Origin of the sequence: Thermochromatium tepidum ATCC 43061, from assembly GCF_009664085.1 — a bacterium.
GTDB classification, from domain to species: Bacteria; Pseudomonadota; Gammaproteobacteria; order Chromatiales; family Chromatiaceae; genus Thermochromatium; species Thermochromatium tepidum.
In genome coordinates this window covers 1,562,547-1,576,249 of the sequence record NZ_CP039268.1, presented here as the reverse complement: position 1 = coordinate 1,576,249, position 13,703 = coordinate 1,562,547, and the positions used below count along the sequence as shown (strand labels likewise).

The window sequence follows — 13,703 nt, the reverse complement described above, 5'->3', positions numbered from 1 at the left end:
TGGCCCGCGGAGGGTCGCACCCTCTTGACGCGGATCAATCCTTGCCCGACTTGGCATCCTCGCGTAAGTGCCTCGTCAGAGGCGCATGACCCGCCTCCTGCGCCTTGACACTCGACGGCACACGCCGCTTGCCGATGTTCTTGCGGTCGCGTAGACGTTCCTTCTTGCGCTGTTTCGCCCCGACCAAGGCCCTAGATGTGCACTTATTGCGTGTCTTCGCCGGTTTAGTCGGTTTTTTGCGCTTCACCGGCCCTTTGAAGTTGGCCTTGAGTCCCGGGATCTCGCGCAGCTCGAAGGTTAGGTTGAGATAGCGCGTGATGCTCTCCATCCGGTTCCATTCAGGTGGACCGACCAGCGAGATAGCCACGCCGGTCTCGCCTGCGCGTCCGGTACGTCCGGTACGATGCAGATAGTCATCGCCCCGGCGCGGCAAGTCAAAATTGAATACCCGCTGCACACCCGGCACATCGAGTCCGCGTGCGGCCAGATCGGTTGCGATGAGCGTATTCACACGCCCGCTATGCCACAGCCCCATGACGCGATTGCGCTCGCGTTGATCGAGTTCGCCGTGCAGCACGGCGACCCGCTGCTGTTGGCCTTGAAGGAAGTTGCCTAGCGCCACGGCCCCCTCGCGGGTGTTGGTGAAGATCAGGGCCTTGTCATAGGTTTCGTGACGCAGCAACCACAGAAGCTGCTGTTGCTTGTGTTCTAGTCCGTCGCTCAGAAACAGCCAATGCGCGATGTCCGGGTGCTGTTGGCGGATCGGATCGATATCGACCCGCCGCGGATCACGAAGCAGATGCGCGATGATCCGATTCAGACCGCGCTGCTTGAGCGTCGCCGAGAACAGGAGTGACTGGCGCTCGGGACGGCTGTAGCGGATGATCGCCAGCACGTCGCCGGCGAGGCCCATGTCGAGCATCCGGTCGGCCTCGTCGAGCACCAGGAACTCCAGGTCGCTCAGATCCGCCTGTCCCGTCTCCAGAAATTCAAGCAGACGCCCCGGGGTGGCCACCAGGATCTCGGGATCCTTGCGCAGGGTCGCGATCTGATGGGCCTTGGACGCGCCACCGGTGATGACGCCGCAGGTCAGGCGCGTATAGCGGCCCAAACGCATGAAATGGTCATGGATCTGACGTGCCAGCTCGCGGGTTGGCACTAGGATCAGGGCGCGGGTGCCGCCATCATGGCGCGGCCCTTCGATGAAGCGTTGCATGATCGGCAGCAGAAAGGCCGCCGTCTTGCCGGAGCCCGTGGCCGCTGAGACCAGCAAATCTAAGCCCTCCATCGCCAGCGGGATCACCTGGGCCTGGACTGGGGTCGGTGTCGTATAGCCTGCGTCGGCCAGACCGCGCATGAGCGCGTCGGGAAGGAGAAACTCAGAGAAGTGTGTGTTCATGGGGATGAAAACATATCACCAAAGCGGCGGATGAGGTGTGAAATCCCGCGCGATAGAGGTGACAGCTGGGCGCTTTGTGATTACAATGCCCAGCTCTCAAGGCTGAGTGGCAGAGTGGTTATGCAGCGGCCTGCAAAGCCGTGGACCTCGGTTCGATTCCGGGCTCAGCCTCCAAATACCCGTCTCAAGCCGTTTCAAGACATCCCGAAGCCCGCCTAAGTGCGGGTTTTTTCTTGTCTATTGGTTCCGTAACGTCTCACAACGTCCATTGACATCGCAAAAAGAGTAGGGGCAAGATCCGGGGCAACCGCCCGACCGCCAAAGGCGCTGTCCCACGTTTGCGGCGTTCGATGGGGCTTTGACGCTGGTGCCGAGGTTGCAAGCCGTCTTGATTGAATCCAACACGTCCGCCTAGGGACCTCGTTCGCTTGCCCCCATGTGAGCGATCCACAGCCAAACAGCCACCGAGGTTCCAAGTCCATGGAACAACACATCCTCCCGATCGAACTCAATCTGCGTCAACAATCGCGCGTGCTGGAGATCCTCTTCGAGGACGGTGCGCGTTTCCGACTGCCGTGCGAGTATCTGCGCGTCTATTCACCCTCGGCCGAGGTGCGTGGCCATTCGCCAGCGACGGCCAGGCTCCAGGTCGGCAAGGAGGGGGTCAATATCCGTGATCTAGAGCCGATCGGACGCTATGCGGTCAAGATCCATTTCGATGATGGGCACAATTCGGGTCTATACGATTGGGCCTATCTCTACAAGCTGGGTCGCGCCTGGCAACCGCTTTGGTACGATTATCTGCGCCGGCTCAAGGAGGCGGGATACGAGCGCCGCGGCCCGGATCCATTCGACGAGCTCAGGGCGCGCGGCGAGGCGCCGTCCGAGCTGCCAGCGGCCACCACTACGACGACGCACGAAACACGCTGATCCGAACAACGGGGAAACAGCGATGACTCCTGTGCTGAGTCCCTTTGGTCCACAGCGAATCTGTTCCAGGCCCGATCGAGCCGGCCGGCGATGTGTCCGAGCCGTGCGGCTTGAAAATCGAGAGGTCATCTTCTGAAACGCCGACGCCCATCCGGTGGTCAGCCTTCCGGCACAGGCATCGGTATCTGGGTTGCGAGCGATTTAAGCTGAACATCCATCCGGGATAGGAGTCCCGGATGGATTATTTCTGCGTCAACCTCGCTTGCGCGCGGCCACACGCAGCCGCAGTGCGTTCAGACGGATGAAGCCAGTGGCGTCGCCCTGATTGTAGGCGCCAGCATCCTCCTCGAAGGTTGCGATCGCGGCATCGAACAGACTGTTGCTCTCCGATTTGCGACCCACGACTATGACATTGCCCTTGTAGAGCTTGAGCCGCACCTCGCCGTTGACGACCTTTTGGGTCTCGTCGATGGCGGCCTGGAGCATCTGGCGCTCAGGCGAGAACCAATAGCCGTTGTAGACCAGGCTGGCATAGCGCGGCATCAGCTCGTCTTTGAGGTGGGCCGCCTCGCGGTCGAGCGTGAGCGACTCGATGGCGCGATGGGCCTTGAGCAGGATGGTGCCGCCGGGGGTCTCATAGCAGCCGCGCGACTTCATGCCGACATAGCGGTTCTCGACGATGTCGGTGCGCCCGATGCCATTGGCCCCACCGATCCGGTTGAGCTCGGCCAGGAGTTTCGCCGGGCTCAGACGCCGGCCATCGATGGCCACTGGGTCGCCGTGTTCAAAACCGATCTCGATCGTGGTCGGATGGTCAGGTGCCTGCTCGGGTGCCACCGTCCACCGCCACATCTCTGGGCTGGGCTCGACCCAGGGATCCTCCAGCTCATAGCCCTCATAGGAGATATGCAGCAGGTTGGCGTCCATCGAGTAGGGTGACTTGGTGCCATCGCGCTTCATCTCGACCGCGATGCCGTGGCGCTCGGCATAGGCCATGAGCTTGTCGCGCGAGAGCAGATCCCATTCGCGCCAGGGGGCGATGATCTTGATGTCGGGGTTTAAGGCATAGGCGGTCAGCTCGAAGCGGACCTGATCGTTGCCCTTGCCGGTCGCGCCATGGGCGATGGCATCGGCGCCGGTCTCGGCGGCGATCTCGATCAGACGCTTGGCAATCAGTGGCCGGGCGATCGAGGTGCCGAGCAGATACTCGCCCTCATAGAGGGCATTGGCGCGAAACATCGGGAAGACGAAGTCGCTGACGAACTCTTCGCAGAGATCGTCGATATAGATCTCCTTGACCCCGGCGGCCTGGGCCTTGGCGCGCGCCGGTTCCAGCTCCTCGCCCTGACCGATGTCGGCGGTGAAGGTCACCACCTCACAACCGTACTCTTCTTGCAGCCATCTCAGGATGACCGAGGTATCTAGTCCGCCGGAATAGGCCAGGACCACCTTTTTGATTGCGCCGTGCGCCATCGTCTCACTCCAGATCTCAGGAAAAACACCCTCGCGGGCAAAGCCCACAGTATACGGGAACCGCTTGGGTTGGACGATTTAACCGCATCTTCACCAAGCCTCAACGCTTTGGTCATCAATCTTGACGAACATATCGTGCCTATCGTTTCACCGGAGTCGGATTAGGCGATGTCGGACGTCAAGCGTATGCAGCCACTCAAATATCGCAGCATCTTCATCTCGGACCTGCATCTGGGCTTTCGCGGCTGTCAGGCGCGGTTTCTGCTTGATTTCCTGCGGTCAACTCACTGCAAGCAGCTCTATCTGGTCGGCGACATCGTCGATCTCTGGGCGATGAAGGGCGGTCTCTACTGGCCAGACGCGCATAATCAGGTGGTGCGCACGGTGCTGGAGAAGGTGCGTACCGGAACCGAGGTCATCTATATCCCGGGTAACCACGATGCGCTTTTCCGCGAACATCTCGATGTCCGATTCGGCGACGTGCGGGTGTGTGATGAAGTGGTGCATACGACCGCCGACGGGCGTAGGTTCCTGGTGCTGCATGGCGACAAGTTTGATCGCGTCGTTCAGCACAGCCTGTGGCTCGCGCGGCTCGGTTCGCACGCCTATGACCGGCTACTGGCGCTCAACGGCTTCATCAGCCGGGTGCGCGCCCTCTTCGGACTCAAATACTGGTCGCTGGCCGGCTATCTCAAGCATCGGGTCAAGGACGCCGTCAGCTATATCGGCAACTATGAGCACGCCGTGGCCACCGAGGCCAAACAGCGCGGCCTGGACGGTATGATCTGCGGCCATATCCATCATGCCGAGATGCGCCAGATCGCCGGTGTGACCTACTGCAACTGTGGCGACTGGGTCGAGAGCTGTACTGCGTTGGTCGAGCATCACGACGGGCGGCTGGAAGTGCTGCGTTGGACCGACGCCTATCCCGAGTCGCTGGCCGCTGCGCCCGCTCCAGAACCGGCAATCGCCCTGGCGCGCGCCGGCTAGTCGCGACTCTTTAAGATTAAGAAAGGCCAAGGGCTAGAGTCGCTCCAACAATCGCCTCAGGTCGATGCGCACGCGCACCTCTTCCGGATCCACGTAGCGCTTGATGCCCAGCCCGGGTAGCTGGGTATCTCGGACCTGAGGCGGGCTCAGCGGGACGCCGATCGGATCGGCGATGGCGACAGTCAATGGAAAGTTGACGCGCTCTCCACGCCGGATAACGACCGCTGTCTCGCCGCTCTGGAGCCGTACATAGGTTCCGGGTGGATACATGCCGACTTGCTTAGCAAAGATGGCGCCGAGTTCGCCGGCGTAGTCGCGCGTCTCCAGATAGAGATTGCGCACCGCCGCATTGGGCGCCAGGGCTCGTCGGCTCCGGCGCGGGCTGATGCGGGCCACGAACAGGTCGCTCATGCGCAGCAGATGCTGCAGCGAATCGCGCACTGGCTTGCCCCGCGGATAGCCACGGCCATCCGGGGTCTCATGATGCTCTTCGACCAGAGACAGCCAGGTCTCGTCGCTCACCCCCAGCCGACGCAGGCTCTTGGCACCCTCGATCGGGTGTTGCTCGATCGCGCGGCGTTGCTCGACATCCGGGGGCCGGACCTGAGCCGTGAGCTGATCCTGCAAGGCACGCATCGCGATATTCATCGTCAGCGCGGCCCGAGTCAGCGCCTGGAGTCGTTCGCCCTGGATGCCGGCGGGCGGACCCACCAGCTGACAGGTCACAGCCGCTAGCAGTGCATGAGAGACACTATAACCATGGCGTGGATCATGAAGCATCTGTACGAGTACGAACAGACTGTCATCGGGATGTTCCGCCAGGGCTTGGGTCAGCGTGCTTTCGAGCCGAGCAAGTTGAGTTTGGAGATCCGGACCATTGACGGAGTCGGGACTGAGTTTCTGGAGCCGTCGATGCAGCGCCGGCCATAGATCCACAGGCTTCAGTTCGGATATCGGTTGGATGGCGTCACCGTCGAGTGTTGACATGGTCGGGGCGCTGATGGATAGCGACGTCCGTATTCTAAACCGGCATGGTCAAACTGTGCTCCTTGTGGTAAGTCCCGATCTTGATCGATTGGTTGCGCGCGAACAAGGGCGATGAAGCAGGCACTGGCTTACATGGCTCTGATGGACAAAAGAATGGGGCCGAATGGCCCCAAAATCACAACAACAGTCGAGGCATGATGAAGGCACCCCGATCTCGGGAGTGTGGACGGATAGCGCCGACCGCCCTTGGGCGCCGATTAGAGGATGTAGCCGCGCTCGTCGTGCTGTGACAGATCCAGGCCCATGGTCTCCTCTTCCTCGGTGACGCGCAGACCCAGGGTGGACTTCACTGTCAGCAGGATCAGCAAACTGAGCACGCCGCCATAAACCAGGGTCGCCAGGACCGAGACGATCTGGATCAGCACCTGGGCCCCCATGGTCTCGATGCCTTCGGCCAAACCCGAGCCGCCCAGGAGCGGGGAGGCGAAGACACCGGTCAGGATGGCGCCGACGATACCGGCCACGCCATGCACGCCCCAGACGTCGAGCGAGTCGTCGTAGCCAAGTTTGCGCTTGAGCTTGGTTGAGGCGATGAAGGCTAAGAAAGCACCGGCACAGCCGATGGCGATCGCCCCCATGGGGCCGGCGGTACCCGAGGCCGGGGTGATGGCGACCAGCCCGGCGACCGCCCCGGTGGCGATACCCAACACCGAGGGTTTACCGTGATTGATCCACTCGGCGAACATCCAGGTCAGGGCTGCCGTGGCCGTGGCCAGTTGGGTGACCGTCAGCGCCATGCCGGCGGTGCCGTCGGCAGCGAGTTCCGAACCCGCATTGAAGCCAAACCAGCCGATCCAGAGCATCGAGGCCCCCATCACGGTCAGACCCAGGTTGTGCGGCGGCATGGCGGTTCCCGGATAGCCCTTGCGTGGACCGAGTACGAGCGCAGCCATCAGACCAGCGATACCGGCATTGATGTGGACCACGGTGCCGCCGGCAAAATCGATCGCGCCGCCGCCTTCCGCGGTGAATCCAAGGATGGCGCCCAGATTGGCGATCCAGCCACCGCCCCACACCCAGTGCCAGATCGGGACATAGACCAGGGTCAACCACAGCGCCATGAACACCAGCATGGCCGAGAACTTCATGCGCTCGGCAAAGGCGCCGACGATGAGCGCTGGGGTGATGATGGCAAAGGTCATCTGGAAGGTCATGTAGAGCGACTCTGGGATGGTGCCGTTGATCGAGTCGATCGTCAGGCCCGAGAGGAAGAGCCTCTCGAAGCCGCCGATGAGCCACTGCAAGGAGCCACCGTCGGTATAGGCCAGGCTATAGCCATAGATGGCCCACAGCAGGCTCATCATGGCGGTGATGACAAAGCACTGCATGAGTACCGATAGGACGTTCTTGGCACGCACCAGACCGGCATAAAACAGCGACAGCCCGGGGATGGTCATGAACAACACCAGCGCAGTGGCGGTCAGCATCCAGGCCGTATCGCCGGAGTCGAGCCTTGGCGTTTCTTCCTGACCCAGAACCAGGAAGGGCACGAGTCCCAAGCCGACCGCAAGCAGCAGTCGGAGGCGTTTGGAAAAGGGCGTCGATCTCATATTAGAACTCTCAATAAAGTCTTGATCAGAGTGCGTCCGCGCCGGTCTCGCCGGTGCGGATCCGGATGACCTGATCGAGCGCGAAGACAAAGATCTTGCCGTCGCCGATCTTGCCGGTGCGCGCGGCCTTGCTGACGGCCTCGATCACCTGATCGACCCTGGCATCTTCGACGGCGATCTCGACCTTGATCTTGGGCAGGAAGTCCACGACATATTCGGCGCCGCGATAGAGTTCGGTGTGGCCCTTCTGGCGACCGAAGCCCTTGACCTCGGTGACCGTGATCCCGGAGACGCCGAGGTCGCCGAGCGCCTCACGCACGTCATCGAGCTTGAAGGGTTTGATGATGGCTGAAACCAGTTTCATGGTGGTTTGACTCCTTGCAGTGGGAACCCAAGGCTTGGACACCCAGACGACTAAGGCGAACGCGCTCAGAACTCTTTCAGCCAGCCGACCCAGACCCTGGGGTCGTCGTCATAGGTGTCGCGTCCGATCTGGTCGTAGTTGAGGCTGAAGGTACCGAAGTCACCAGCCTTGCGGCTGAGCGTCACACCCCAGTGTGCATAGTCGTTGCCGCCCTCGTTGTAGCGGAAGTCGTAATAGCCGCCGCGTAGGCTCAGACCCAGTTCAAAGGGCAGCTCGAAATCGAGGCTGGCGTGGTAGTAGAGATCGCCCTCGATGTAAGTCGACTCGCCGTCGGCGACGCCATCGGCATCGTCGGCCTGACCATAGAGGGTGTAATCGACGCCGGCGGTCAGCCACTTGTAGGTGGCGCTTGCCCCGATCTCGGAAAAGTCGGAATCGCGCCCGTCTGGATAGGCGTAGTAGATGAGCTTGAGTGCGTAGCTTAAGTCGTCGCTGATCGAGCCGCCGAATCCCGTGTAGAAATCGAGCTCATAGTTGATGTCATTGATGTCGTCGCCGAAGTCCACGTTCGAGACCCAGGTGCCGGCCGAAAAACCGCTCTCGTGGGCATAATCCAGACCGCCCTGGATGGCCGGACCATCTTGGGTCTGGCTCTGGCCGCGCCAGATGTAGTTGCTGACGGCGCCGAGGTTGGCGCTGACCGAGTGCGTTTTTGCAGCGAGTGCGACCTGCGAGGCGCTCGCGCCCACGACTAGGAGGCCGGATGCAACGAGCGCGCTTATTCTCTGTGTCTTCATGGAGGTTCCCTCGTGCTGGGTTGTCGTTGGATGGGGTTGGTCGATCAGGGACGTCTTCGGCTCGAGCAAAGGACGGTTCGATCCAGGTGGTCCCGGCTGCCTATCGCCAAACAAAGCAGAGAACATGCCATCGATCATCAAAACCTGGATTTGACCGCCGGGCGGTGCGGCCTGGCCGGGATGTCACCAAGGTCTGGGAAGGATTCCTGAAGGCCGTGGCGTCTTGGTTTCAGGCGGCTTTAGCGCGTCTGCTTGGATGCTTTTTAGCCTCATGTGCGAAGGCCACACCAGATGGTTGCACCAACATGAGGCGTGCTGGCCCGGTCGAGTCGGGTGGATGCTCGTTCGTGGAGCGGGGCTAAATGCAAGACGGTTCGCGAACACGCCCCTATAATGCCCGATCGAGGTCGCTTTCGATCCTAGCTCTCTATTCCAAGCCCATTTAAGGTCTTCAGACGATGTTGGACCCAAAACACTTCGATGATCTGTTCCAGCGCCTGTCTTCGGCCATGCCGAAGGGGCTCCAGGTCTTGCAGGAGGATATCAACCGCAATCTACGCGCATCGCTGGAAGCGGGGCTGTCGCGTCTCGATCTGGTCACGCGTGAGGAGTTCGACGTGCAGTCGGCGGTGCTGGCGCGCACGCGCGCGAAGCTTTCGATGCTGGAGTCGCGGGTGGCGGCCCTGGAGCAAGCCTTGGCGGCGTCCGGGGATCGAACCGGCTGATTGCGGGGCGGGTCTTGGCCCTCTGTATCCTTTACAGCCGTGGGCGGTTTGGGATCGAGGCGCCGCCGGTCACGGTCGAGGTTCAGCTCTCGGGCGGACTGCCGGCGATATCGATCGTCGGTCTGCCCGAGATGGCGGTGCGCGAGAGCAAGGACCGGGTGCATGGCGCGCTCGTCAACAACAAATTCCAGACCCCCAATGGGCGGGTCACGATCAATCTCGCACCTGCGGATCTGCCCAAAGAGGGCGGGCGTTTCGATCTGCCGATCGCGCTCGGTATCCTGGGGGCCTCAGGCCAGCTCCAGACCGAGACGCTCGAACGCTATGAGTTCATCGGCGAGTTGGCGCTTTCCGGCGAGTTGCGTCCGGTCCAGGGTGTGCTGCCCATTGCCTTGGCGACCCGCGCGTCTGGGCGGGCGCTGATCCTGCCCCGCGCCAATGCTGCCGAGGCGGCCCTGGTCGAGGGGCTCGAGGTGCGCCCGGCCACGCATCTGCGCGCGGTCTGCGCCCATCTCGACGGGATTGAGCCACTGCCGCTCCAATCTGGCTCAGAACGCATCCAGGCCCAGCCTGTCTATCCGGATCTGGCCGATGTGCGCGGTCAGGAGCACGGCAAGCGCGGGTTGGAGATCGCTGCCGCCGGAAGGCACTCGATCCTGATGATCGGGCCGCCCGGTGCCGGCAAGTCCATGCTGGCGATGCGCCTGCCCGGGTTGCTGCCGCCCTTGAGCGAATCCGAGGCGCTGGAGGCAGCGACGATCCGCTCGGTCGGTGGGCGTGACCCCTTCGATCCGTCGCGCTGGCTGGAGCGCCCCTTCCGCTCACCGCATCACACGGCCTCGGCGGCGGCCCTGGTCGGCGGTGGCACCCAGCCACGACCGGGCGAGATCTCCCTGGCGCATCATGGCGTGCTCTTTCTCGACGAGCTGCCTGAGTTTGATCGTCGGGTGCTGGAAGTGCTGCGCGAGCCGCTGGAGGCGGGCTGGATCGACATCGCGCGTGCGGCACGTCAGGTGCGTTTCCCTGCGCGGTTCCAGATGGTCGCGGCCATGAATCCCTGTCCTTGTGGTTATCTGGGCGACAGTACCGGGCGCTGCCGTTGCAGTCCAGACCAGGTGGCGCGTTACCGCCGGCGTCTGTCCGGTCCGCTGCTCGATCGCATCGATCTGCATGTCGAGGTCTTGCGCCTGGACGTGGAGCAGCTCACCAGACCGGCGGCGCGCGCGACCGAGACCACGGCCCAGGTGCGCGCCCGTGTCATGGCGGCGCACGAACGACAGCTGGCGCGCGCTGGCAAGTCCAATGCCGAGCTGATGCCCGCCGAGATCGAGCGCGACTGTGCGCTCGATGCCGCGGGACGGAAGCTGATCGAGCAGGCCCTGACACGACTGGCGCTCTCGGCGCGCGCCTATCACCGGATTCTCAAGGTGGCGCGCACCATCGCCGACCTGGGCGGCGCCGAGCGCATCGACACGACACATCTGAGCGAGGCCATTGGTTACCGCCGGCTCGATCGGGGCGTCAAAGTTTGAGTCGGCGCCATTTCCGCTCTGCTAGATTTAGGATCTAGCAGGGCAACGCGCGCCGGTGCACCTCGGTATCGGATGCGCGACCATCATCGCCGATCGTCGTAACCTAACATCAGGGGGGCGTTATGGACCGTCAGCAAGCCGCAAATTTCATGCTCGACTGTTTGCGCAAGATGATGCAGAAGAATGGGTCCGATCTCTTCATCTCCGCCGGATTTCCCCCTGCCTGCAAGATCCACGGACGCATGACGCCGATGAGCACGCAGACGCTGTCTGGCGAGCAGACCAACATCCTGGTGCGTTCGATCATGAACGATCGCCAGGTGCGCGACTTCGATGCCCACAAGGAGTGCAACTTCGCCATCAGCCCCAAGGGTATTGGACGCTTCCGCGTCAATGCCTTCGTGCAACAGGGGCTCTCGGGCGCGGTGTTGCGTACCATCAACTCCAACATCCCGACCATCGAGGAGCTCAAACTGCCGCCGGTGCTCAAGGAGATCGTGATGAACAAGCGCGGCCTGGTACTCATGGTCGGCGGTACGGGTTCGGGTAAGTCCACCTCCCTGGCGGCCATGATCGGTCATCGTAACGCCAACAGCTATGGTCACATCATCACTATCGAGGATCCGGTCGAGTATGTGCACCCGCATATCAACTGTCTGGTGACCCAGCGCGAGGTCGGGGTCGACACCGAGAGCTGGGACGCCGCCCTCGTCAACACCCTACGTCAGGCCCCGGACGTGATCCTGATCGGCGAGATCCGCACCCGCGAAACCATGGAACATGCGATCAACTTCGCCGAGACCGGACACCTCTGTCTCTCGACGCTGCACGCCAACAGCGCCAACCAGGCACTCGACCGCATCATCAACCTTTTCCCCGAGGAGCGCCGCGCTCAGCTGCTGATGGATCTCTCGCTCAACCTGAAGGCGATCATCTCGCAGCGTCTGCTGCCCTGCACCGATGGTGGGCGTATCGCCGCCGTCGAGATCATGCTCAACTCACCTCTGATCCAGGATCTGATCTTCAAGGGCGACGTCGGCGGCATCAAGGCGGTTATGAAGAAATCGCGCGAACTCGGGATGCAGACCTTCGACATGGCGCTGTTCGATCTGTATGAGGCCGGGAAGATCTCTTACGAAGACGCCCTGCGCAACGCCGACTCCATGAATGGTCTGCGTCTAGCGATCAAGCTCGAAGGCCGTAGCGCACGCGAGAAGGATCATTTCAGCGGGACTGAAGCCCTGTCGATCCTCAACGACGAGGACGAGGAGGACGATCCGGATTCGAATAGATTCGGTGGGCCCTCGCCAGTCTCGACCATCGAAGACCCGCCGACACCCTTCACGCCGAATCGATAACGCGCTGCGACGGTAAGCCGCCATGGATATCAAGCCGTATCTCGAGCTCATGATCAAGCACAAGGCATCGGACCTGTTCTTCGCCCCAGGCACCCAGGTCAAGATCAAGATCGAGGGCGTCATCCGCTCGGTCGGCGAGACGGTATTGACTGCCGACGCCTGTCACCAGGCCATCGAGGGCATCATGACCCCCGAGCAGATCGAGGAACTAAGACGCGAGCGCGAACTCGACTTTGCCATTGCGCTCGAAGGCAGGGCGCGCTTTCGTGTCAACGCCTATTTCCAGCGTGGCCACCCGGCGATGGTGTTGCGCTATATCCGGTCCGAGGTGCCGACGCTCGAAGAACTGAAGGCACCGCCGATCCTCTCTGAGCTCATCATGCACAAACGTGGGATTATCCTCATGGTTGGGGCGACAGGCTCGGGCAAGTCGACCACGCTTGCGGCCATGATCGACCACCGCAACCGCCATTCGACTGGACACATCGTCACCATCGAGGATCCGATCGAATTCACCCACAGACACCGGCAGTGCATCGTCAGCCAGCGTGAGATCGGCATCGACACCAAGGGCTATGCCAATGCCCTCAAGAGCGTGCTGCGCGAGGCCCCGGACGTGGTGCTGATCGGTGAGATCCGCACTCGCGAAACCATGGAGGCAGCCATCGAGCTGGCCGGCACCGGCCATCTGGCGATCTCGACCCTGCATGCCAACAATGCCTATCAGGCGCTGGAACGCATCATCAACCTGTTTCCGCAGGAGATGCACAAGACGCTGTTCATGGATCTTTCGGTCTATATGCGCGCCATCCTGTCGCAGCGTCTGGTGCGCACCAAGGACGGCTCGCGTTGCGCGGCGATCGAGATCCTCGTCAACACGCCGCACATCGCCGACCTGATCCGCGACGGACGGGTCGAATCCATTAACGAGGCGATGCAGGAGAGCACCGCCGGCGGCATGTGCACCTTTGACGATGCGCTGTTGGCGCTCTACAACGCTGGTACCATCACCCTGGAAGAGGCGCTGGCCAATGCCGATTCGGCGCCCAATCTGGAGGCGAAGATCCATTTTGGCTGATCCGTTATGGCTGAATCTGAATCTCGCCGTTACTGGCTGCTTGAGGTAGGCATGTCTTGCGAGAGCCCCAAGCCGCTCTATCGCCTCGCCCTGGTGGTCTGTCTGCTGGCCGTGCTCTATCTGGCCCTGGCCCCCGTCAGACCGGTGACTGGGCTCGGCGATGACAAGGCCAATCATCTGCTGGCCTTCCTGGTGCTGGCCTGGCTCGCCGACGGCGGCTGGCCGGGGCGCGCCCGGGCCTGGATGCGCTGGGGCTGGTTGCTCGGTTACGCCCTGCTCATCGAGGCGTTGCAATCTGGATTGACGTATCGCGACGCCTCTTGGCTCGATCTGCTGGCCGATGGCTTGGGGCTTGGGCTCTACTCGGGATTTAGGTGGCTCCTCACTCAGTAGAAGCGATCAACCCTGGCTTCGCTCACCCCATTAAACCGCTTAGGGAAACGCTGAACAACTGCCTCAC

13 protein-coding genes and 1 tRNA gene are annotated in these 13,703 nt (G+C 62.0%); 8 read left to right on the top strand and 6 right to left on the bottom strand.

Features of this window, described 5'->3' with window-relative positions; all coding sequences use genetic code 11:
- Window positions 1–34: 34 nt before the first annotated feature.
- The gene (locus E6P07_RS07140; protein WP_153974969.1) at window positions 35–1,399 is read right to left on the bottom strand and encodes a DEAD/DEAH box helicase; all 1,365 of its coding nucleotides are present in this window, start codon (window positions 1,397–1,399) and stop codon (window positions 35–37) included.
- A 100-nt stretch (window positions 1,400–1,499) separates the two neighbouring features.
- On the opposite strand from E6P07_RS07140, the gene E6P07_RS07135 reads away from it, so the two are divergent.
- Window positions 1,500–1,573, top strand: a tRNA-Cys gene (locus tag E6P07_RS07135).
- A gap of 306 nt (window positions 1,574–1,879) precedes the next feature.
- Window positions 1,880–2,329 (top strand): gamma-butyrobetaine hydroxylase family protein, encoded by a 450-nt coding sequence (locus tag E6P07_RS07130; RefSeq protein WP_153974968.1) that lies wholly within the window; start codon window positions 1,880–1,882, stop codon window positions 2,327–2,329.
- A gap of 252 nt (window positions 2,330–2,581) precedes the next feature.
- Here the strand turns inward: E6P07_RS07130 and E6P07_RS07125 are convergent, their stop codons facing one another.
- Window positions 2,582–3,802, bottom strand: a complete 1,221-nt coding sequence (locus E6P07_RS07125) for an argininosuccinate synthase (protein WP_153974967.1) — start codon at window positions 3,800–3,802, stop codon at window positions 2,582–2,584.
- 168 nt (window positions 3,803–3,970) lie between these two features.
- Here E6P07_RS07125 and E6P07_RS07120 point away from each other — a divergent pair, with 168 nt between their 5' ends.
- Window positions 3,971–4,792 (top strand): UDP-2,3-diacylglucosamine diphosphatase, encoded by an 822-nt coding sequence (locus E6P07_RS07120; RefSeq protein WP_153974966.1) that lies wholly within the window; start codon window positions 3,971–3,973, stop codon window positions 4,790–4,792.
- A 33-nt stretch (window positions 4,793–4,825) separates the two neighbouring features.
- Here E6P07_RS07120 and E6P07_RS07115 read toward each other — a convergent pair whose 3' ends face one another.
- The 4 genes from E6P07_RS07115 to E6P07_RS07100 all read right to left on the bottom strand — a co-directional run bounded on the left by E6P07_RS07115 (window position 4,826) and on the right by E6P07_RS07100 (window position 8,550).
- A complete protein-coding gene (locus E6P07_RS07115; RefSeq protein WP_153974965.1) occupies window positions 4,826–5,779 on the bottom strand; it encodes an HD-GYP domain-containing protein in 954 nt (317 codons plus the stop codon).
- Window positions 5,780–6,036: 257 nt separating this feature from the next.
- Window positions 6,037–7,389 (bottom strand): ammonium transporter, encoded by a 1,353-nt coding sequence (locus tag E6P07_RS07110; protein ID WP_153974964.1) that lies wholly within the window; start codon window positions 7,387–7,389, stop codon window positions 6,037–6,039.
- Between the two features lie 25 nt (window positions 7,390–7,414).
- A complete protein-coding gene (gene glnK, locus E6P07_RS07105; protein WP_153974963.1) occupies window positions 7,415–7,753 on the bottom strand; it encodes a P-II family nitrogen regulator in 339 nt (112 codons plus the stop codon).
- A 65-nt stretch (window positions 7,754–7,818) separates the two neighbouring features.
- Window positions 7,819–8,550, bottom strand: coding sequence for a TorF family putative porin (locus E6P07_RS07100; protein ID WP_153974962.1), 732 nt, complete (start codon window positions 8,548–8,550; stop codon window positions 7,819–7,821).
- A gap of 458 nt (window positions 8,551–9,008) precedes the next feature.
- Between E6P07_RS07100 and ubiK the strand changes: the two genes are divergently transcribed.
- From ubiK to E6P07_RS07075, 5 genes are all read left to right on the top strand, one after another.
- Complete coding sequence (gene ubiK / locus E6P07_RS07095; protein ID WP_153974961.1) at window positions 9,009–9,275, top strand: ubiquinone biosynthesis accessory factor UbiK; 267 nt, start codon at window positions 9,009–9,011, stop codon at window positions 9,273–9,275.
- A gap of 14 nt (window positions 9,276–9,289) precedes the next feature.
- The gene (locus tag E6P07_RS07090; protein WP_153974960.1) at window positions 9,290–10,807 is read left to right on the top strand and encodes a YifB family Mg chelatase-like AAA ATPase; all 1,518 of its coding nucleotides are present in this window, start codon (window positions 9,290–9,292) and stop codon (window positions 10,805–10,807) included.
- Between the two features lie 122 nt (window positions 10,808–10,929).
- The gene (locus E6P07_RS07085; RefSeq protein ID WP_153974959.1) at window positions 10,930–12,165 is read left to right on the top strand and encodes a PilT/PilU family type 4a pilus ATPase; all 1,236 of its coding nucleotides are present in this window, start codon (window positions 10,930–10,932) and stop codon (window positions 12,163–12,165) included.
- A 22-nt stretch (window positions 12,166–12,187) separates the two neighbouring features.
- Complete coding sequence (locus tag E6P07_RS07080) at window positions 12,188–13,243, top strand: PilT/PilU family type 4a pilus ATPase (RefSeq protein WP_153974958.1); 1,056 nt, start codon at window positions 12,188–12,190, stop codon at window positions 13,241–13,243.
- Between the two features lie 51 nt (window positions 13,244–13,294).
- On the top strand, window positions 13,295–13,636 hold the full coding sequence (locus E6P07_RS07075) for a VanZ family protein (protein ID WP_153974957.1): 342 nt from the start codon (window positions 13,295–13,297) through the stop codon (window positions 13,634–13,636).
- Window positions 13,637–13,703: the final 67 nt, after the last annotated feature.